Raw genomic sequence first — 20,211 nt, forward strand, 5'->3', positions numbered from 1 at the left:
AGGCTAAAACTCAGCAAAGCGGCACAATTTGCTCCCCCTTCCCTTTATTAAAAGAAGGGAAGGGGGCCGGGGGGTTAGGATATTTAACACAAAAATTTTCGCACGCTAATGCATTACATCTTTTGAAGGAAGTATTCTAAGGCAGCAGAGCCGGAGCCTTTAAAAAACCGCAAAGGGCAGTAAGAATTAATTTTAATTAAAAATTACGAATTACGAATTATTTTGTGATAGGTCAAATGCTGCCAAGGCGGTGAAGGCCTGTGCTTGCATATCATTCTAAGTCCCACTTCAGTCGTAACTCGAGCTTCAGCTCTGGTTACGTTACGCTTACGTGTGTGCCAGTGGAAAGGATTTCTTCCCTGCTGAAGTGCGGTCGAAATGACAGGTCAGCACGGGCCCGCGCTGCTCAAGCACAACGGTCCGTTTCTCAAATCGAAATTCGGAATTCGAATTTTAAAATACAGGTGTTCCCTATGGAGGTAATTTGTCATTAAAAATGCTCGTTGCCTCTTGCGTGGATTCTTTGTTCTTTTGGGGTAAATTCATGGTTGCGTTCTGCTGCCTAAATATCCATTTGCCTGTAATGCATCATTTTAATAATTTCAATTTGATGAAAACAATTGAATATTTGAGTGTAAAATTTCTGTTTTTTATTTTTAGCCGTATCTCGTTGAAAGCCGGTAAGCGACTGGCGCTGTTACTGACCTTTTTAATAGAGAAAATTTTTCGCTACAGGCGAAAGGTGATTTTAGACAATTTGAACCTTGTTTACGGCGCTAACTTACCATTGCCTGAAAAGCAGTTTTTACACGAAATTTACAAGAATTTTACCTTTTTATGGATGGAATTCTTGCAAATGAAGCATTTGAGTTCCCTGGCCCTTGAGCAGATAATGCACTTCAGGAATCCTGAAGTCTTTCAGCATGTGGATGACAGGGATAAAGGAGTTATTTTTATTTCCGGGCATTTTGGCAATTTTGAGTGGTTGGGGCAGGCCATGGCTTTACAGGGTTGGCCCATCTGGGGCATTGCCAAAAAGCAAAGCAATGAAAAAGTTGACGCCTTTATTACCAGGATGCGTACGCAGTTTGGTCTTAAAATTGTTTACACCAAGCAGGCCATGAAGATTTGTGAGCGTGCCCTAAAAAACAAGGAAATTGTTGCAATCGCTATTGATCAGGATGCGCGGGATCGCGGTGTTTTTGTTAATTTTTTGGGGCAACCTTCTTCTACAGCCGTAGGCACGGCCGTTCTGCATTTAAGAACAGAGGCTGAAATCATTCTGCTCATTGCCCTGCGTCGCGATTATGCCTTATTTGATGTTTATGCCCAGATCATTGATGTTCCGGCCCAAACCGGAAATTTACAGCAGGATATTATAAACATCACGCAAAAAATTAGCTCTGAATTTGAAGTGTGGGTAAAAAAATACCCGGAACAGTGGTTCTGGATGCATCGCCGGTGGAAGACTCAACCGCCACAGAAGCAAATTATGTCAAACAGCAGAGATTAACTTACGAGAAATCCATGGAATATTACAAGATCGATCCGCAACATCCCGACCGGAAAATTGTTAAGCGCACCGTTGAGGTCCTCTCGGAAGGCGGCATTATTGTTTATCCTACCAACACTCTTTACGGCCTGGGAGTGGATGCTTTTAATAGCAGAGCGCTGGAACGCTTGTTTGTTATCAAACAGCGCACGTTTGATCAGCCCATTTCCCTGATGGCTGCTTCTCTTGATCAATTGATCCAATTATTTGCCAGGGTGAACGAGCATCAGCGGCGCGTCTTAGAAAAACTCTTACCCGGTAAATTTACTGTCATCCTGGAGAGCAAATTCAAAGAAAATCTCTCCTATTTTGCATCCGGCCCAAAACAGAACAAAGTGGGTTTTAGAGTGGCCGATTTACCTTTTAACAGAAAATTACTGAGTCAATTTGGTAATCCCATCTCCTCTACAAGCGCCAACATTTCGGGCAAACCCAATGCCGAGACGATTCAGGAAATTATTGCCCAGTTTGGTGACCGGCTGGATCTGATTCTGGATGCTGGACCGGCGCCGGATTTAGCAGGTTCAACCATTATTGACATGACCAAAAGCCCTTTTCTTATTTTACGCGAAGGCCGTATTAGCAGAGAAGAGGTGCAAAGATTAATAGCTCCGGAAAAAGTGCTTAAACGAAAAGAGAAATTCACCATTACCTTCATTTGTTCCGGCAATATTTGCCGTTCGCCAATTGCAGCCGGTATTTTAAAAGAGTTCATGTCAAAAACAAAGTTTAAAAATCTGGTGCGCATTCAATCGGCCGGCACTTTAGAGTACACTACAGGCCCGGCTCATCCCAATGCCATTGCCGTGGCCAAAGCATTAGGAGCGGATATTTCCATGCATCAGGCTCAATCGCTCTCAGAAAAAATTGTGAACGAGAGCGATCTGATTATTGCCATGGCGTTGAATCATCTTCAATATGTGAAAAGTTATTTTCCGCAGCAGGCTGATAAAGTCATTTTGTTAAAAAACTGGAAGAGGAAAAATAGTGTTATGAATCCTTCCATCCCGGATCCCATCGGCCACGATATGCAATTTTTTAAAAATGTAGCCGTAGAAATTAAGAATGAATTGAAACGCATCATGCCTTTTCTTTTCCAGGAAATAAAGAAATTTGCCGAATACAACGATTTAAAAATCGAAGATTAAAAGGAGAGCAGGAACAGTTGTGAAAATTAGTGGTTTTAGTTTTGTGCGCAATGGCCAAAAATTGTATTACCCGGTGGTCGAGTCTATTAAATCTATTTTGCCCATTGTAGACGAATTTATCGTTGCCGTGGGGAAGGGCGATTCGGACGACTACACGCGAGAGGCTATTGAAGCTATTGGCGATCCCAAAGTGAAGATTATCGATACGGTTTGGGAAGAAAAATATTTTAAAAAAGGAATTATTAACGCCATTCAAACGGATATTGCCAAAGAAGCCTGTAGCGGCGATTGGCTTTTTTATTTGCAGGCTGACGAAGTGGTTCACGAAAAATATTTGCCCATTATTGAAAAACGTTGCCGCCAGTTGTTGGACGATAAAGAAGTGGAAGGCCTGCTGTTCAGGTACAAACATTTCTGGGGAGATTACGACCATTACCACATCAGTCATGGTTGGTATCCCTATGAAATCCGGATTATTCGTAATGATCCCCATATTCATTCCTGGCAGAGCGCCCAATCCTTCCGCTATTTTGATTTTTACGACAATCCCAGGCAAGAAAAAGGACACAGGAAGCTGCGTGTAGCTAAAGTCGATGCCGAAATTTACCACTATGGTTGGGTTCGTCCGCCGCATCTCATGCAAAATAAGTCGCGTGCCTTAAATAGCGTGCACTGGGGGCGCAAAAGGGCCGAAGCCTATTACGCGCGCGCTCCAAAAGAATTTGACTACGGTCCGCTCAATTTGCTGCCTGTTTTTAAAGAAACACATCCTGCCGTAATGCGCCAGCGCATTGAGCAGATGAACTGGAAAGATAAGTTGCAATACACAGGCAAACCCAATAAAGCGCGTGCCCCTCACAAACATGAACGTTTAAAATACAAAGTGATCACCTTTCTGGAACGCAAAATATTTAAAAAACCGATTGGAGGATTCAAAAATTACATTTTGCTCGAGGACAGATGATTTGTGGAACAAAAAAACTCAGAAGTCGTTATTTAAGTGATCTCAGAAAGTAAACGTGTGAAAAACGGAATTTAATGCTTTAACGCTTTAATATTTGCAAAATTAAATAATTATCTTTAAATTAATAATTTGCTTGACGGTAAAAAAGTGGGTCCTGGAACCCACTTTTTTGTTATGGAGAGAATTTTAATGGATTTGAAAGCGACCTTAGAGGAAATTATTCGACCGATTTGCGAGGAAGAGGGATTTTATTTGTTGGATCTAAAGGTGGGGGGCTCGGCCCGTTATCCAATATATCAGGTATTTGCTGATAACGAAAAAGGAATTACCCTGGAAGATTGTGTGGTTCTCTCGCGCAAAATTGAAGACGAACTGGATTTTAGGGAAGACTTGCCCCGGAATTACCGTCTGGACGTCTCTTCGCCCGGGGTAGGGCATCCATTAAAATACGATTGGGAATTCAGGAAGAATTTAGGACGTACATTAGTTGTCAAGTATCGGCTCGAAGAAAAAGTTTGGCGGGATGTGGGGAAATTAGTCGATTTTTCGGAAGAGCGGATCGTTTTAGAAACAAAACATTGTGTAAAAGAGATTAAGAGAGAAAACATTGAGCAAGCAAAAGTTAAACTACAATGGTAAAATTCGGGAGTATGGCAAATGAATGTTGAAATAATGGAAGCCATCACACAAATCGCTAAAGATAAGCGGATTGATAAAGACCATTTGCGGGATATTCTGGAATCGATTTTTCTGACGATGATTGAAAAACGGTTTGGCACCACGGAAAATTTTGACGTCATTGTCAACATCGACAAAGGGGATATAGAAATTTATCAGGAAAAGACTGTCGTGGAAAAAGTAGAAGACCCTGTAAGTGAAATTGATCTGGAGTCGGCGCGCAAAATCGATCCCGATGTGGAAATTGGTGAAGAGATTGTTGAAGTCATTGATCCGCAAATGTTTGGTCGGCGTTTAATTGCCTCTGCCAAACAAAATCTGGCTCAGAAAATACGTGATTTTGAACGAGAACATGTGATCGAAGAGTACAAAAATCGTATTGGTGAAATCATCATCGGAGATATTCATCAGATTAATAGTCGGGGGATTTACATCAATCAGGATAAAACGGAAGTTTTCTTGCCACGGAGCGAAAAGATCCCGACTGAAATTTTACGTCGTGGGCAAACGGTTCGCTGCCTGATCAAAGAAGTGGTTGAAGAGCAGAAGAAAGGACGCGGCCCCGAAATTATCGTTAGCCGGGCGGATAAACGATTTTTAATCCGCCTGTTCGAATTAGAGGTGCCGGAAATTTACGATGGCATTGTGGAGATTAAGTCTGTAGCTCGCGATCCCGGAGAACGCGCTAAAATTGCCGTGGAATCCATAGACCGCCGGATTGATGCCGTGGGAGCCTGTGTGGGCATGAAAGGGGTGCGCATTCAGGCCGTGGTCAGAGAATTGAATGGTGAAAAAATCGATATCATCAACTATTCCAGTGAACCGGAAATTTTTATTTCCAGAGCGCTGACCCCGGCTAAACCCATTAAAGTTATTGTGAATGAAGAGGACAAAATGGCTGTGGCCATCATTCGTGATGATGAAATTTCTCTGGCCATTGGTAAAGGCGGGCAAAATCTACGTCTGGCTTCCGAATTGACAGGCTATCAGATTGAACCTTTACGTGAATCCGAATACGAAAAGGAGAGTGTGACCGAAGAAAACGTTTCTGTGGAAGATTTGCACGGCATTTCGGAAGGCATTAAGCGTAAGCTCATCGATGCGGATATTCTATATGCGCATGAAATTCTGGAGCAAGGAAAAGAAAATCTAATTAAAATTTCCGGCATCGGCGAAAAATCAGCGGAAAAAATTATTCAAATTGCAAAACAATATGTAAAACCTGAAGAGAACTCTTTTGAAGAGGAAGAGGAATAGCAGGTTTTAAAGCAAGTATTGGCATTGATTCAATACTAATTGGAGTTTAGATGGCTGGTAATAAGAAATACAAAATTTTTAAAATATCGAAAGAATTGAATCTGGGCTTTGACACATTAAAAAATTTTTTGGATAAAAAGAACATTAAAGTCACTGGCCCTAACGATTCTATTGAAGAAGAAGTCTATCTTGAAATTCTTGACAAGTTTGCCCAGGACAAGGCCAAGGCGGAAGCGCTTCGCAAAAAGAGGGCCAGGGAGCGAGGGGAAGTTGTAGAACAGGCTCCTGTACAATCTGAAACTCCTGCAGACGAGGGTAGTTCACTGGTTGAAGAATTAAGGAGAGTAATTGAAGAAGACGCCGAAGCCATAGCCGAAGGAAAGAGTACAGCCAAACGTAAACTGAAACGAAAAGCCGTTTCTAAAAAGAAAAAGGTTAAGAAAGAAGAACAGCCTCAACCTGAAGTTGCCGAAGATAAAAAGGAAGCTGCGACTCAAAAGCCTGCTGAAGAAGAGAAAGTTCCGGAAGAAAAGCCTGTTTCCAGGGAAGAAGAGACGACAGCGCCGAAAGCAGTAGAAGAGGTGGCTCAGGAAACGCCTGTTAAGGCGGAAGAGCCGGCAGAAAAACAGGCGCCTGCAGAAGCGAAAAAAGAAGAAAAAGAGGCCGCAGCCGAAGAGGAAAAGCCGAAAAAAGGCAAAAAGAAGAAAAAGAAAGAGAAAGTCGCCGGCGCGGTTGAAGAGGTAGAAGAGACCAGCCTTTCCGAAAAAGAAAAGAAACGCCGTAAAGCGCTGGAGATGATCCGCAAAGAAAAAGGCGCACGCCGTAAGCCGCCTAAAGAGTATTTAAAGCACACAGGTGAAGAAGGCGAAGAAGGAGCCAGACGCGCTGGTCGAAAAAAGAAAAAGAAGAAGAAACTGCAAATTGACATGAAAGAGGTGCAGGATACTTTAAAGAAAACCCTGGCCTCGATGGATGCCAAAGGACGAAAACCTAAACGACAAAAAAAGACCAGAGCAGAAGAAGTAGAAAGCGAAGAAGAGAAGGTCATCAAAGTCGCTGAATTCATCTCCGTCAATGACCTGGCCAATCTGCTGGATGTGCCCGCATCCGAAGTGATCATGAAATGTCTGGAATTGGGACTGGTGGTCACCATTAATCAACGCTTGGATATTGATACTATTACCCTGATCGCCGAAGAATACGGTTTTAAAGTAGAACAACAATTTGCCAGTGAATTTTTAAGCGAAGAAGAAGAAGAGGAAGAGGAGGTTGATGAATCCAAGCTGGAACCGCGCGCTCCGGTAGTTACCATTATGGGGCACGTGGACCATGGAAAAACATCCCTTCTCGATTATTTACGGAAGAGCAATATTACGGCCAGCGAAGCCGGTGGTATTACGCAGCATATTGGCGCATATGAAGTGGAGTACCAGGGTAAAAAGATTACCTTTCTGGATACCCCGGGCCACGAAGCTTTTACAGCCATGCGTGCCCGTGGCGCCCAGGTTACCGATATTGTGATTCTGGTGGTGGCAGCCGACGATGCGGTAATGCCCCAAACCATCGAAGCAATCGATCACGTTAAGGCGGCGGGCGTTAATATGGTAATTGCCATTAATAAGATCGATAAGCCTGGTGCAGATCCGGATCGCATCAAACAACAATTGGCCGAACGTGATATTCTGGTCGAAGACTGGGGAGGTCAGTATCAGTGCGCCGAAATTTCGGCCAAAACCGGTCAGGGCATCCCCGATCTGCTGGAGAAATTGGTTCTGGAAGCCGAAATGCTCGATCTCAAAGCCAATCCGCATAAGCGTGCGGTTGGCGTGGTGATTGAATCCAGGCTGGATAAAGGCAAAGGCCCTATTGCCACCGTGCTGATACAGGACGGCACTCTGAAAGTAGGCGATCATTTTGTGGCTGGCCATCATTATGGCCGCGTGCGAGCCCTGCTCAATGAAAAAAATGAAAAGCTGAAATCGGCAGGACCTTCCCAGCCGGCGGTCGTTCTAGGCTTCGAAGGCATTCCTCAGGCTGGTGACCGCTTTGTTGTAATGAAAGACGAAAAGGCTGCTCGGGAATTAGCCCTGAAACGTCAGCAATTAAAGCGGGAACAGGAAGCCAAACAGGTTAAAATGTTAACCCTGCAACAAATTTCGGAACGCATTGCCCAGGGTGAAGTGCACGATTTGCCCGTACTGATTAAAGCCGATGTGGATGGCTCGGCAGAAGCCATTGCCGACGCTCTGATCAATTTAAATACCGAAGAAGTTAAGGTGAATGTGGTGCGTAAAGCTGTAGGCCCCATTACGGAATCGGATGTGCTGCTGGCCAGCGCTTCCGGCGCAGTTATCATCGGCTTTAATGTACGAGCCAACCTGAAAGCAAAAGAACTGGCAGAAAAAGAGAATGTAGATATCCGAACCTATCGCGTTATTTACGACGCCATCGACGACATTAAATCGGCCATGGAAGGTATGTTAAAACCGACCATAGAAGAAAATGTGATTGGCCAGGCCGAAGTGCGTGAAACGTTTAAAATTTCGCGTCTGGGTATGATTGCCGGATGCTATGTGATCAATGGGAAAATTCCGCGGAATGCCAATGTGCGCATCATCCGAAACGATGTGGGAATCTATGACGGGAAAATAGCCTCTTTAAAACGCTTTAAAGATGACGTGAAAGAAGTGAACAGCGGTTTTGAATGCGGGATTCAAATTGAAAACTTTAACGACTTAAAGGTGGGCGACATTATTGAAGCCTACGAAAAAGTAGAGGTCAAGAGGACATTGGCTTAACATGGTTGTGGCCCTGTTAACCATTGAAATTATGGTTCCTGGTAGTAGTTCATTAAAAGAAAAGCGGGGCGTAATTAATCGCATTAAAGATCGTTCGCGTAATAAGTTCAATATCTCGGTTGCCGAAGTGGATTTTCAGGACAAATGGCAACGCGCAAAATTGGCTTTTGCCATGGTCGGCTCCGATTACAAAAATACACAGACCGCCATGCAGAAGCTGTTTCAAATGTTGGATTCCGATTACGGATTCGAAATTGTTGACTTTAATTTAGAGTTTATGTAAGCATGGCAGAAGGCAGAAGAGTAAAACGCTACGCTGATATGCTGAAACGCGTTATCAGCGAAGTCATTGAGTTTAAATTAAAAGACCCGAATAAAGGCATGATCACACTAACGCGTGTGAAAGTCTCTCCGGATTTACGCATTGCCACCATCTATTACACGGTATTGGGCAATGAGCAACAACGGCTAAAAACAAAAGAGGTGCTGGAGCGGTCAAAATCATTCATTCGTAATGAAATCCGGCCTTTTATTACCAGCCGTTGGCTTCCTGAATTACGGTTCTTTTACGACGATACCATGGATTATGCCCAGCGCATTGATTCCTTGCTAAAATCGATCAAGAATGATGCGGATTCTGAAGAAAAATGATCCTGTTGATCCGGTTCTGTTAGAACAGGGCTTTGTGGTATTGATCAATAAGCCCGAAAACTGGACGTCATTTGATGTGGTCAATAAAATTCGGCATGCCCTGAAAATTAAAAAAGTAGGTCATGCCGGAACTTTGGATCCCTTTGCTACGGGGTTGTTACTGATAGGTCTGGGTAAGGCAACGAAAACATTAAGCCGCTTTGCCAACCTGGATAAAACCTATCGGGTCGTAGTTAAATTGGGCGTGGTGACCGATACTTACGATCGAACAGGACAAATCCTGGAACAGGCAGATGCTTCGGCAGTGAGCCGCCAGCAGGTACAGGACGTGTTAGAACAGATGACCGGAGAGATATTACAGGTGCCGCCCATGTATTCGGCCAAAAAGGTAAAAGGGAAGCCCCTGTACAAATTGGCTCGTAAGGGCAAAGAGGTAGAGCGCAAAGCTCAAAAAGTCACTGTTTACCAGGCTAAGATGATAAGCTGGCAACTGCCTCTCCTTGAGATGGAACTCAAGGTTTCCAAGGGCACGTACATCAGAAGTTACGCGCATGATCTGGGACAAAAACTGGGCGTCGGCGCTATTGTGCAAGATCTACTACGCACGCAAATCGGAGAATTTACTGTAGATGAAAGCTACGAATTACAATCGTTCATTAATCAATGGAATCGAGCAATCGGGAAAGCGCCATGAAAATTTACAAAGGCCTTGAGCATATACATGGTGAGCAACCCTGCGCTGTGACCATGGGTACCTTCGATGGAGTTCACAAAGGACACCATTTATTAATTGAACGGTTGATCGAAGAAGCCCGAAAACGGAAGCTCAGGTCCACTGTACTGACTTTTGATCCCCACCCGCGCCAGTTTTTTGCTGGCGCCGGCAAGGTGAAGCTGTTGACCACGCTCGATGAAAAGCTGGAATTGCTGCAGCAGTTCCAGCTGGATTGCCTGGGAGTGATTGAGTTTAACCAGGCTCTGTCGCAAATGACCTATCAGACCTTTGTGCAGGAAATCCTGCTCAAAAAACTTCACATGCGTCTGTTGCTCATCGGCTACGATCACGGGTTTGGAAAAGGCAGACAGGGGACTTACGAGAATTTAAAGTCCCTGGCTGAAACATTGAATTTTGGGCTTTTGAAAGTTGAGCCTCTGGTTTTAGGAGAACATATTGTAAAGAGTTCAACCATTAGAGCGTTGCTCTCAGAGGGGCAGATTGAACAGGCGAACGCATTGCTTGGACACTATTACGAATTGAAGGGAGAAGTGGTAAAAGGACGTTTCTTAGGTAAAAAATTAGAATTTCCCACTGCAAATCTTTATATTAAAGATTCAGCAAAACTATTGCCTAAAGATGGGGTTTATGCGGTTGATGTAAAAGTGGAAGGGCAAATGTACCGTGGAATGCTCAATATTGGATTCCGGCCAACGGTGAATCATTCCACTCAACGTACTGTAGAAGTACACATCCACGATTTTGCGCAAGAAATTTACGGAAAACAATTAACCGTGTATTTCAAAAAACGCTTAAGAGACGAAAAAAAGTTTAAAAATTTAGAAGAATTAAAAAAACAATTGTTAATTGACAAAGAGCAAAGTCTGAAAATATAATGGAGGTTTTCAATGGCTTTAACCAAAGATGACAAAATGAACATCGTACGTAAGTTTGGTGAATCCACCAAGGACACCGGCAAAACGGAGGTTCAAATTGCACTTTTAACAGCAAGAATTAACTATTTAACGGATCATTTGCGTACGCACAAAAAAGATCATCATTCACGGCGCGGTTTATTAAAATTAGTTGGTCAGCGCCGCAGGCTGTTAAATTACCTGATTAAAAAAGACATTAACCGATACCGCAAGGTGATCAAAGAATTAGGAATCAGACGCTAATATGGCTGTTTCCCGGAGGAACGAATGTACATTAAAAAATCGATTGAACTGAATGGGCGCATCCTGACTATTGAAACAGGGAAGCTGGCTAAACAGGCCCATGGCTCTGCGCTGGTGCGTTATGGCGATACCATCGTACTGGTGACAGTAGTTGCTAATGATGAAATGACCGAACAAAGGGACTTCATGCCCTTAACGGTGGAATATCGTGAAAAAATGTTTGCTGCCGGTAAAATTCCCGGTGGCTTTATTAAGCGCGAAGGGCGACCCAGCGAAAAGGAAATTCTGTCGGCCCGCCTGATTGACCGACCGATCCGGCCCCTTTTCCCGGACAACTTCTTCTACGAAACGCAAATCATCGCCTCTGTGCTTTCCATGGATCGCGAAAACGAACCCGACGTTTTAGCCGGAGTAGGGGCATCGGCTGCCTTAGTCTTTTCCGACATCCCTTTTCAGGGCCCGATTGCAACCGTACGTGTGAGCAAATTAGGCGACTCCTTCATCATCAATCCGACGATTGAACAAATTGAAGAGGCGGAACTGGAACTGGTGGTGGCCGGTTCAGAAGATTCGATCATGATGGTCGAAGGCGAAGCCAATGAAGTGCCGGAAGAAGAGATTCTGAAAGCCATATCAGAAGCGCATCAGGCCATTAAGCAGATCATTGATCTGCAAAAACAGATTGTAGCCGAGTTGAATGTTACCAAACGGGACGTACCGCAGCCGGAAATCCCGCAAGACCTTCCGGAACGCGTGGCTCAACTATCCACAGAGGAAATGAATGCGGCTATTCGTATTGCGGACAAAACCGAAAGACGCAAAGCCCTTAAAGAGCTTCAGGAAAAAGTAACCGAACAGCTGGCAGAAGAATTTCCGGAGAGCGAAAGTTCGATCGCCGGCATTTTGCATGACATTGAAAAACAACTCATGCGTCAGATGGTTTTAAATGAGCAACGCCGTCTGGATGGCCGCGGTTACACCGATATCCGTCCCATTTCCTGTGAGGTCGATTTACTGCCCAGAGTGCATGGCTCAGCCCTGTTTACCCGCGGGCAAACCCAGGCCCTGGGAACGGTGACCCTGGGCTCCAAATCGGATGAACAGATTGTGGAAGCCCTGGAAGGCGAATCGAGTAAACGATACTTGTTACACTACAACTTTCCGCCCTTCAGTACAGGCGAGGCCAAACCGATCCGCGGCGTGAGCCGTCGAGAAGTAGGTCACGGCAACCTGGCCGAACGGGCTCTGAAGCCGGTTATTCCCCCTTCCGAAAAATTCCCTTACACCATTCGCGTGGTTTCTGAAATTCTGGAATCGAATGGTTCTTCGTCCATGGCAACGGTCTGTGCCGGTTCAATGGCATTAATGGCCGCCGGTGTTCCTGTAAAAAGCGCTGTGGCCGGTATTGCCATGGGCTTAATCAAAGAAGACGACAAAATCGCCATTTTGTCGGATATCTTAGGAGATGAAGACCATCTCGGCGACATGGATTTTAAAGTGGCGGGTACGGCCAAAGGGGTAACTGCTGTACAGATGGATATTAAGATCAGTGGGATTTCGCAGGAAATTATGGCCCGCGCGCTGGAGCAGGCCCGCGAAGGCCGTTTGTACATCATGGAAAAAATGAATGAGGCCATCGATCAACCCCGTCCTGAAATCAGTCCCTGGGCGCCTAAAATCATTGAGTTTCATGTTCCAGTCGATAAAATTGGTTTGATTATCGGTCCGGGTGGGAAAACCATTCGCGGAATTATTGAAAATTCCGGCGCCGAAATCGATATTAATATCGACGAGGATGGTAAGGTCACCGTGGCTTCACCGGATATGGAAGCGGCCTACAAAGCGCAACGCATCATTGAATCTATGACCGAAGAACCGATTGTGGGCAAAGCTTATCGCGGTATTGTCAAACGCGTAAAAGACTTTGGTTGCTTTGTGGAATTTTTGCCTGGTCGCGAAGGCATGGTGCACATCTCAGAACTGGATGTACAGCGTACCAATCGCGTAACCGACGTGGTAAAAGAAGGCGATGAAATTGACGTGGTTATTACCAAGATTGAACCCAATGGTAAAATTGCCCTCAGCCGCAAAGCCTTTTTACGTCGCAAATTGAAAACGGGCCGTCCAACTTACAAGAAAAATTATTGATCCTGCCTATGGATCAAATGATCGAAAAAACCATCCTACATAATGGACTGACCGTGCTCAGCGAACGCCTGGACACGGTCCGTTCCATTTCATTAGGCGTCTGGATTCAGGTTGGTTCCCGCCATGAAAACAAGGCCAATAATGGGATCGCTCATTTTGTGGAGCATATGGTCTTCAAACGCACGCAAAAACGTACAGCCCTGCAGATCGCCCGTGCCCTGGAAGAAGTGGGCGGCAATCTAAACGCCTACACCTCAAAAGAACTGACTCATTATTACACCTTCTCTTTAGACGAACACCTGAACATTTGCGTGGATGTACTGGCCGATCTGGTTTGTAATCCTCTACTGTTAGAATCCGACGTAGAAAAAGAAAAGCGCGTGGTTCTGGAAGAAATCAGCGCTGTAAAGGACACCCCGGAAGAGTATTTGTACGATGTTTTTCAGGAAAAATTGTTTCCGGATCATCCGCTCGGTTTTCCCATTTTAGGGAAGGGGGAAACGGTTTCCAGATTTACGGCTCAACAAATTCGCACCTTCTGGCAATCGTATTACACGCCAAGAAATATGATTATCAGCGCTTCAGGTAATGTGGAACATGAGCGTCTGGTGAAGTTGGTTGAAAAACACTTCCATTTCCAGAATCAGGGCCTCAAGCCCGTTTCAGAACGACCTGCGGCGGCCAGAAACGTTCGCCTGGAGCTACAGGAATCATTTAATCAGGCGCACATCATAGCCGGCCTGGAAGCGCTGCCTTATGCTTCGCCGGATCGCTATGCTTTGCACGCTTTAAACGCCTATCTGGGGGGCGGCATGAGTTCCCGACTCTTCCAGACCATTCGCGAAAAGTACGGCCTGGCCTATTTAGTCTATTCGGCAACCGATTTTTTCAAGGACACCGGCATTTTTAGTTTCTACCTGGGGACGGATCTCGAAAAGCGCCACAAAGTTGTTAAACTTTTATTTAAGGAAATTCAAAGACTAACCGAAAAACAGATTAGCCTTTCTGCGCTCAAACGTCTTCGTGAACAGCTAAAAGGCCATCTGCTCCTGGGAATGGAAAATACGGCACATCGCATGAGTCGTCTGGCAAAAAATGAGATCTACTTTGGGCGACAAATCACGCTTGAAGAATCCATGCAGATGATTGATGCGCTTGATCAGAAAAAAATTTTTGATGTAGCAGGAAAATTATTTAATCTTGATAAGTTGAATGTAGTTCAAATGGTGGGTCATGCTTGACATTGGGATTATTAAAGAGTTAAAACCCTATGAAAGCCGGGTAATGATAACCCCGGAAGGAGTGGGGGTACTAACGCGCAACGGATTAACCGTTTATGTTGAAAACGGTGCGGGGGAAAGCTGCGGGTATGACGATTTGCAGTACGAACGCGCCGGTGCCATTATTTTACCAACTATGGAAAAAATATTCAGTAAAGCACAGTTGATTATTCAGGTGCAACCTCCGCAGCCGGTTGAGTTTGAACTGCTTACTGAGAAGCATATCTTAATCTCTTTCATGAATCTGGTTCATCAGGCCGATCGTCTGTCTGCCCTGATCAATACCAAAAGCACCTTCATCAGCGCCGAACTGTTACAGGATGAAGAAGGCAAATACCCTTTGCTCATCGGTATGAGTGAAATTGCCGGTAAAATGGCCGTTTTCCTTTCTGCCATGCTGCTAACCACCCCGGAAGGGGGCAAAGGCAAATTGCTAACCGGCACCGAATTTTCCAAACCTTCCAATATGACCATTATTGGAGCCGGAACGGTAGGCCGAACGGTGGCCGCTATGGCCCACAACCTGGGCGTTAAAGTAAATCTTTTAACGTTAAAACCGGAAAAAATAGCCCAGGTGCACAAGGAAGTTCCAGAGGTGCACATCCAGGCCTATTCGGATGAATTGTTGCGCGAACTGTTACCCCAGACCGACGTGTTGATTGTGGCCATCCACTCCCTGAAACAGGAATTTGATGTAAAAATTACGCGGGATATGATCCAGCTAATGGAAAAAGGAAGCGTGCTGATCGATATTTCCGTAGCCGAAACACACGTAGTGGAAACCTCCCATCTGACCAACCACGATCAGCCTACCTTTGTAGTGGATGGCATTGTGCACTATTGTGTGCCCAATATCGGAGCTCTGGTGCCTCAGACAGCCAGCCGCGTTTTAACCAAAAAGCTGTTGCCCTATGTTAAAATTCTGGCATTAAAAGAATTGAAAGATGCGCTTTTGGAGGAGCCCGGACTGGTGCCGGCCATTGGCATCTACAAAGGGAAGATCACCAACCGCATGGTAGCCGATTATTACAATCAGGATTTTTACAATATTTTCGAATTACTGGAGCTAAATATTTGATCGCATGAGGCCTTTACAACAAATCGTCATTTTGAATTACCACAAAATCAGTTCAGAACCTGATGTCGGGCTCACATCCCGACATCCTGATGATTTTAAAAGGGATCTGAGCCTCTTCAAAGAACTCGGATTTCAGACCATTACGTTTTTCGATTTGCTGGCTGAACAGGGCGATTTTCCTGCCAAACCGCTTATCATCACTTTTGACGACGGTTACAAATCGGTTGCCGGTACGGCGCTGCCCCTGATGCGTGAAATGGGCTTTAAAGGCGTGGTTTACATTCCCACCCATTATCTGGGAAAAACCAATGATTGGGATGTACAGTTTGGCAATAAAAAATTTTACCATCTTTCAGCCAGGGATTTAAGGCTGTTAAGTGAGGCAGAATTTGAAATTGGCTCTCATGGGGCCAGTCACCGCTCTTTAACCTCCATGACTGCTAAACAGTGCCTTGCAGAATTAGAGGAAAGTAAACAGGCCCTCGAACGCCTGGTGCATCGCCCGGTGATTTCTATTAGCTATCCGTTTGGGCAATTTAACTGGCAAATTCTGAATTTCAGCCGCCAGGTTGGCTATCGGTTTGGCGTTGGTTCCATCTACTACAAAAAATTACAACTGCTCGACGGACTTCACTCAATGGCTTTAAGACGTTTTAATATCTATCGCACCGATTCTGTTTCGGCATTAAAGGAAAAATTGAAAGGGGATTTTAATTCCTACTATGCTTACAGAGACTGGCTCATCCAGCGCGGTAGTAAAGCTACCATTCTCTGGCAGAAAATTTTTAAACAAAGGAGAAATTAGAAGTGAAGGCAACCATCAGACGTTGGGCGCCCTTTGTGTTGACCATGATTTTGATTGTGGTCTTTTCGGCCTATTTTCTGTTGAATGTTCAGCCCAGTAATTATCAGCCTACCAGCGACAATCCTGCTATCATCTACTACGAGGCCTGTTCCCACTGCCATGGGAAAAATGGCCAATCCGGCAACTTACTGTACCCGGACCTGGCCGATGAAACGTTGCAGGCCGAACACGTAGCCCGTATCATTGTTGAAGGTGAGCTCCTGATGCCGGCCTTTAAAAAGATCAGGGGCGATACGCTCAAAAGATTAGTCGATTTTGTTGTTGAGAAAGGGTTTAAATAATCAATCTTTTTTTCTGGTCCATTTTTCAATCATGGCGTACAGGTCATCGGGCTTGATGGGCTTTGAGATGTAATCGTCCATTCCGGCAGCCAGACATTTTTCCCGATCGCCCTTCATGGCATGGGCGGTCATGGCAATAATGGGAATGTTCCGGCGTCCTTTTAATTTAGCCCTAATTTTTTTTGTAGCTTCAATGCCGTCCATGACCGGCATCTGAACATCCATCAAAATCAGATCGTAGTGCTGGCGCAGAGCTGCCTTGTAGGCTTCTTTGCCATTGTTAACAATATCCAGGGCATAATTTTTCTTTTCAATAATTTTGCGTGCTACTTTCTGATTGATCAAATTGTCTTCGGCTAATAAAATGCGTATGCCCTGCCGGATTTGTTCTTCAATAACGTGCGAGGTAATAAAGGTCTCTTCTTTTTTCTCTTCCTTTGGCCTATCTTCCACTTCCTGCTGAAGCACATTAACAATGGTGTTAAAGAGATGTGATTGTTTGACTGGCTTCACCAGATAAGCGCTGCACCCCAATTCTTTCAGATAGCTGGCGTCTCCTCTGTGGCCTAATGAGGTCAATATGATGATTCTGGTGTCCTTTAACTGCGGATCTTTAAAAATCGTTTTAGCAGTCATCTCACCATCCCATTCCGGCATCTGCATATCCAGTAATACAATGGAAAATGGATCTCCCTCCTGCCTGGCTTTTTTGAGCAGTTGAATGGCATCTTTACCATTGTTGCAGACCTGGGACCTAAAGTACCAGTTCGTCAGTATTTGCTCCAGAATAAAACGGTTGGTCTTGTTGTCATCAACAATGAGAATGCGTTTCCCATGAATTTCTTCCAGTTCGATTAACCGCTTGTTCGTCTGTTTTTTGCCTGGTTTTATTACAACGGTAAAATAAAAAGTACTGCCTTTGTTCGGTTCGCTTTCCACCCAAATTTTGCCGCCCATCATTTCACACAGCTTTTTTGAGATGGACAATCCAAGCCCCGTACCGCCGTACTTTCTGGTAGTCGATCCGTCGGCCTGAGTGAATTCTTTAAAGATTAAATCGAGTTTGTCTTTAGGAATACCGATGCCCGTATCGCGTACTGAAAATTGAACTTCCAGAGTATCGGTGTCGGAATTCAGTAGTTTGCTTTCCAGAACAATTTCACCCCTGTGTGTAAATTTTAAGGCATTGCCGATCAAATTAGTTAGAATCTGACGCAACCGTCCGGGATCGCCAACCACATTGGTAGGTAATTCCGGATCTACAAAAACGGCTAATTCCAGATCCTTTTCGTCGGCTTTGTGAGCAAAACCTTCGATGGTGGTTTCTATTAAGGTGCGTAAATCAAACTCTTCTTCCGTTAAGTCCAGTTTTCCGGCCTCAATCTTAGAGAAGTCCAGAATATCGTTGATTAATGATAAAAGGCCATAGGCGCTCTCTTTAATGGTGATCAGAAAATCGCGTTGTTCTTCATTTAATTCGGTGTTCAATAACAGTTCTGTTAAACCGATGACCGCATTCATCGGAGTTCGAATTTCATGGCTCATATTGGCCAGAAATTCGCTTTTGAATTTATTGGCGCGTTCTGCAAGCTGGCGACTTTTACGCTCTACGGCCAGTAAACGGGCGTTTTCAAGAGCAATGGCCGTCTGACGGCTAATGAGTTCCAGGGCCTGTAAATCATTTTCATTAAATTGATTGAGCCCTTTTTTAATAAATACAATCACCCCAATGGCTTTATCTTTAACCATTAACGGAGCTCCGATCAGCGATTCCTCAATTTTTTCTTCTCCGGGCAGGTAATAAACATCGGGGTGTTTGCGTACATCATGGCAAAGTTCGGCCTTTTTGCTGCGAAATATTTTACCGATAATGCCCTGGTCAACAGAAATACCTAAATTGGAAACCATCTCATTTTGCTTATACGTTTCATCGGAAAAGATTGGTATCAAGTATTTTCCCTCTTCATCGACGCGGTAAATCTGGAAGGCATCGAAATTTAAAAGGGGTTTAAAACCATTGCCGATGGCCAGTCCTACTTCTTCCACATTGTGGCTGGTAAAAATCTCTTCCGAAATTTTGTTAATCTGAGTAAAAAAAATCTTCCAGTAATCAACGTAATTTTTGTCTCTTTTTTGCCGGGCTGGTTCTTTTTTCAACTGAAGGATGCCGTAGATTTCACTGTTGTTTTGCTGAAACAAATACACTTGCGGTAGCTTTACTGCGACTGGACCTATTTGCTGAGGGAGTTTCAAATAAGATTCATTAAGGGGAATAACTGTGTAGTCTCCAATCGTTTGAAGCGATTCTGGTTGCTGTTTTTTTAATCGATTGAAAACAGGTTTTACAGAAACATCTTCTGTGAGGATGTGAATTCTAAGATCAGAGATGGGTTGAATGGTACGGTTCAGTTCCTTCTGTGCGCTCATTAATTCCCTCACATTATTTTTGCTTTTTGATTAAAAAGGTGATAAATATTATCGTAACAAATAATGAAGACTTGAATTAAGACGAGGTGAAGAAGATGAAGATTGGTTGTCATGTCTCTATTGCTCAGAACATTTGGGCCTGTTTCGAAAGAGCTTTGTCGGTGGAATCGGAAGTGTTTCAAATTTTTACGCAGAATCAGCGTCAATGGAAATCTGTAACGTACAGCCCGGAAGATGTGGAAAAGTTTCGTCAAATACGCCAGAACGGGCCGTATCGTTCAGAACCGATCGTGGCCCATGCGTCATATCTGATTAATTTATGTGCCGAAGATGGGAAAAAGTTAGGGCGCTCGCGTCAGGCTTTTGTGGATGAACTGCAACGTTGTGATATGCTGGGTATCGAGTATCTGGTGATTCATCCAGGGAGTTTCGGATCTCACGATCTGAATTGGGGAATTGAATTGGTGGCAGAAACGCTCAATGTGGCCTTGCAGGCCTACAAACCTAAAGTAAAAATCTTATTGGAAACCACAGCCGGCCAGGGAAATAATCTTGGATTTCGTTTTGAACAATTGCAGGCCATCCGTGATCGCGTGCATGACAGGCAGGCCATTGCTTATTGTGTGGATACCTGCCATATTTTTGCTGCTGGTTACGAATTGGAGACCACGCAGGGATTCGAACGGACATTAAAAGAGGCCGATGAATATTTAGGCTGGGATTTGATTAAGGTCTGGCATTTTAATGATTCTTTACACCAAAGAGGTAGTCGAAAGGATCGGCATGCCGCCATTGGCGAAGGGGAAATTGGGGTGGAGGCGTTTGCCTACCTGATCAATCATCCGTCATTTGAGAACACGCCAGCCATTCTGGAAATTCCAGGTGGCATGGAGAAATTCGCTCAGAATATCAAGTTATTAAAGAGATTACGTCAGAGGTAAGGCCATTGACCAAAGCTGACGACTTTAGAATACTTCCCTTAAAACTTATAATCCCGCTTAGCGGGATGCGAAAATTTTTAAGCTGCCTAATTACAGGGCAATCCCAAACGTTTGAGTAGATGTACATTTAGAAATCAAATTTTACAAAGCAAAGATTTAAACTCCCCCTTCTCTTTTTTTAAAGGGAAGGGGGGCGGGGGATGGGTTTTAAAACAAATGCTTCGCCCTCACAAAGTCGCGGATTGAAGCA

At 44.4% G+C, this 20,211-nt stretch carries 18 protein-coding genes; 17 read left to right on the top strand and 1 reads right to left on the bottom strand.

Annotated features, from left to right (window positions below):
- Positions 1–610 precede the first annotated feature (610 nt).
- The 16 genes from ACWB0I_RS14080 (at position 611) to ACWB0I_RS14155 (ending at position 16,593) form a co-directional block, all read left to right on the top strand.
- A complete protein-coding gene (locus ACWB0I_RS14080) occupies positions 611–1,513 on the top strand; it encodes a lysophospholipid acyltransferase family protein (RefSeq protein WP_479388705.1) in 903 nt (300 codons plus the stop codon).
- A 14-nt stretch (positions 1,514–1,527) separates the two neighbouring features.
- Complete coding sequence (locus ACWB0I_RS14085; RefSeq protein WP_479388706.1) at positions 1,528–2,700, top strand: L-threonylcarbamoyladenylate synthase; 1,173 nt, start codon at positions 1,528–1,530, stop codon at positions 2,698–2,700.
- Positions 2,701–2,719: 19 nt separating this feature from the next.
- The gene (locus tag ACWB0I_RS14090) at positions 2,720–3,664 is read left to right on the top strand and encodes a glycosyltransferase family protein (RefSeq protein ID WP_479388707.1); all 945 of its coding nucleotides are present in this window, start codon (positions 2,720–2,722) and stop codon (positions 3,662–3,664) included.
- 189 nt (positions 3,665–3,853) lie between these two features.
- Positions 3,854–4,303 carry a hypothetical protein gene (locus tag ACWB0I_RS14095; RefSeq protein WP_479388708.1) on the top strand — a complete coding sequence of 150 codons (450 nt, stop codon included), beginning with the start codon at positions 3,854–3,856 and terminating at the stop codon, positions 4,301–4,303.
- Positions 4,304–4,321: 18 nt separating this feature from the next.
- The gene (gene nusA / locus ACWB0I_RS14100; protein ID WP_479388709.1) at positions 4,322–5,599 is read left to right on the top strand and encodes a transcription termination factor NusA; all 1,278 of its coding nucleotides are present in this window, start codon (positions 4,322–4,324) and stop codon (positions 5,597–5,599) included.
- A gap of 50 nt (positions 5,600–5,649) precedes the next feature.
- Positions 5,650–8,397, top strand: a complete 2,748-nt coding sequence (gene infB / locus ACWB0I_RS14105; protein ID WP_479388710.1) for a translation initiation factor IF-2 — start codon at positions 5,650–5,652, stop codon at positions 8,395–8,397.
- 1 nt (position 8,398) lies between these two features.
- Complete coding sequence (locus tag ACWB0I_RS14110; protein WP_479388711.1) at positions 8,399–8,680, top strand: DUF503 domain-containing protein; 282 nt, start codon at positions 8,399–8,401, stop codon at positions 8,678–8,680.
- A gap of 2 nt (positions 8,681–8,682) precedes the next feature.
- Positions 8,683–9,048 (top strand): 30S ribosome-binding factor RbfA, encoded by a 366-nt coding sequence (gene rbfA, locus ACWB0I_RS14115; RefSeq protein WP_479388712.1) that lies wholly within the window; start codon positions 8,683–8,685, stop codon positions 9,046–9,048.
- On the top strand, positions 9,023–9,742 hold the full coding sequence (gene truB / locus ACWB0I_RS14120) for a tRNA pseudouridine(55) synthase TruB (protein ID WP_479388713.1): 720 nt from the start codon (positions 9,023–9,025) through the stop codon (positions 9,740–9,742). The genes rbfA and truB overlap by 26 nt, the downstream gene beginning before the upstream one ends.
- On the top strand, positions 9,739–10,659 hold the full coding sequence (locus ACWB0I_RS14125; protein ID WP_479388714.1) for a bifunctional riboflavin kinase/FAD synthetase: 921 nt from the start codon (positions 9,739–9,741) through the stop codon (positions 10,657–10,659). Before truB ends, ACWB0I_RS14125 begins: the two co-directional genes overlap by 4 nt.
- Positions 10,660–10,671: 12 nt before the next feature.
- A complete protein-coding gene (gene rpsO / locus ACWB0I_RS14130; protein WP_479388715.1) occupies positions 10,672–10,941 on the top strand; it encodes a 30S ribosomal protein S15 in 270 nt (89 codons plus the stop codon).
- A 24-nt stretch (positions 10,942–10,965) separates the two neighbouring features.
- Positions 10,966–13,089 carry a polyribonucleotide nucleotidyltransferase gene (locus ACWB0I_RS14135; protein WP_479388716.1) on the top strand — a complete coding sequence of 708 codons (2,124 nt, stop codon included), beginning with the start codon at positions 10,966–10,968 and terminating at the stop codon, positions 13,087–13,089.
- Positions 13,090–13,097: 8 nt separating this feature from the next.
- On the top strand, positions 13,098–14,330 hold the full coding sequence (locus ACWB0I_RS14140; protein WP_479388717.1) for a M16 family metallopeptidase: 1,233 nt from the start codon (positions 13,098–13,100) through the stop codon (positions 14,328–14,330).
- Positions 14,323–15,447, top strand: a complete 1,125-nt coding sequence (locus tag ACWB0I_RS14145; protein WP_479388718.1) for an alanine dehydrogenase — start codon at positions 14,323–14,325, stop codon at positions 15,445–15,447. Before ACWB0I_RS14140 ends, ACWB0I_RS14145 begins: the two co-directional genes overlap by 8 nt.
- Positions 15,448–15,451: 4 nt before the next feature.
- Positions 15,452–16,252: a polysaccharide deacetylase family protein gene (locus tag ACWB0I_RS14150; protein WP_479388719.1), complete on the top strand. Its 801-nt coding sequence runs from the start codon at positions 15,452–15,454 to the stop codon at positions 16,250–16,252.
- Positions 16,253–16,254: 2 nt separating this feature from the next.
- Positions 16,255–16,593: a c-type cytochrome gene (locus tag ACWB0I_RS14155; RefSeq protein WP_479388720.1), complete on the top strand. Its 339-nt coding sequence runs from the start codon at positions 16,255–16,257 to the stop codon at positions 16,591–16,593.
- Here ACWB0I_RS14155 and ACWB0I_RS14160 read toward each other — a convergent pair whose 3' ends face one another.
- On the bottom strand, positions 16,594–19,020 hold the full coding sequence (locus ACWB0I_RS14160) for a response regulator (protein ID WP_479388721.1): 2,427 nt from the start codon (positions 19,018–19,020) through the stop codon (positions 16,594–16,596).
- A 95-nt stretch (positions 19,021–19,115) separates the two neighbouring features.
- Between ACWB0I_RS14160 and ACWB0I_RS14165 the strand changes: the two genes are divergently transcribed.
- On the top strand, positions 19,116–19,961 hold the full coding sequence (locus tag ACWB0I_RS14165) for a deoxyribonuclease IV (RefSeq protein WP_479388722.1): 846 nt from the start codon (positions 19,116–19,118) through the stop codon (positions 19,959–19,961).
- Positions 19,962–20,211: the final 250 nt, after the last annotated feature.

The sequence above is a fragment of the Caldithrix sp. genome (assembly GCF_056497305.1).

Excerpts from the sequence above, each read along its gene's own strand:
- ACWB0I_RS14080 (WP_479388705.1), top strand. The coding sequence starts at position 611 with ATGAAAACAATTGAATATTTGAGTGTAAAATTTCTGTTTTTTATTTTT.
- ACWB0I_RS14085 (WP_479388706.1), top strand. The coding sequence starts at position 1,528 with ATGGAATATTACAAGATCGATCCGCAACATCCCGACCGGAAAATTGTT.
- ACWB0I_RS14095 (WP_479388708.1), top strand. The coding sequence starts at position 3,854 with ATGGATTTGAAAGCGACCTTAGAGGAAATTATTCGACCGATTTGCGAG.
- nusA (WP_479388709.1), top strand. The coding sequence starts at position 4,322 with ATGAATGTTGAAATAATGGAAGCCATCACACAAATCGCTAAAGATAAG.
- infB (WP_479388710.1), top strand. The coding sequence starts at position 5,650 with ATGGCTGGTAATAAGAAATACAAAATTTTTAAAATATCGAAAGAATTG.
- ACWB0I_RS14110 (WP_479388711.1), top strand. The coding sequence starts at position 8,399 with ATGGTTGTGGCCCTGTTAACCATTGAAATTATGGTTCCTGGTAGTAGT.
- rbfA (WP_479388712.1), top strand. The coding sequence starts at position 8,683 with ATGGCAGAAGGCAGAAGAGTAAAACGCTACGCTGATATGCTGAAACGC.
- truB (WP_479388713.1), top strand. The coding sequence starts at position 9,023 with ATGATGCGGATTCTGAAGAAAAATGATCCTGTTGATCCGGTTCTGTTA.
- ACWB0I_RS14125 (WP_479388714.1), top strand. The coding sequence starts at position 9,739 with ATGAAAATTTACAAAGGCCTTGAGCATATACATGGTGAGCAACCCTGC.
- rpsO (WP_479388715.1), top strand. The coding sequence starts at position 10,672 with ATGGCTTTAACCAAAGATGACAAAATGAACATCGTACGTAAGTTTGGT.
- ACWB0I_RS14135 (WP_479388716.1), top strand. The coding sequence starts at position 10,966 with ATGTACATTAAAAAATCGATTGAACTGAATGGGCGCATCCTGACTATT.
- ACWB0I_RS14140 (WP_479388717.1), top strand. The coding sequence starts at position 13,098 with ATGGATCAAATGATCGAAAAAACCATCCTACATAATGGACTGACCGTG.
- ACWB0I_RS14145 (WP_479388718.1), top strand. The coding sequence starts at position 14,323 with ATGCTTGACATTGGGATTATTAAAGAGTTAAAACCCTATGAAAGCCGG.
- ACWB0I_RS14150 (WP_479388719.1), top strand. The coding sequence starts at position 15,452 with ATGAGGCCTTTACAACAAATCGTCATTTTGAATTACCACAAAATCAGT.
- ACWB0I_RS14160 (WP_479388721.1), bottom strand. The coding sequence starts at position 19,020 with ATGAGCGCACAGAAGGAACTGAACCGTACCATTCAACCCATCTCTGAT.
- ACWB0I_RS14165 (WP_479388722.1), top strand. The coding sequence starts at position 19,116 with ATGAAGATTGGTTGTCATGTCTCTATTGCTCAGAACATTTGGGCCTGT.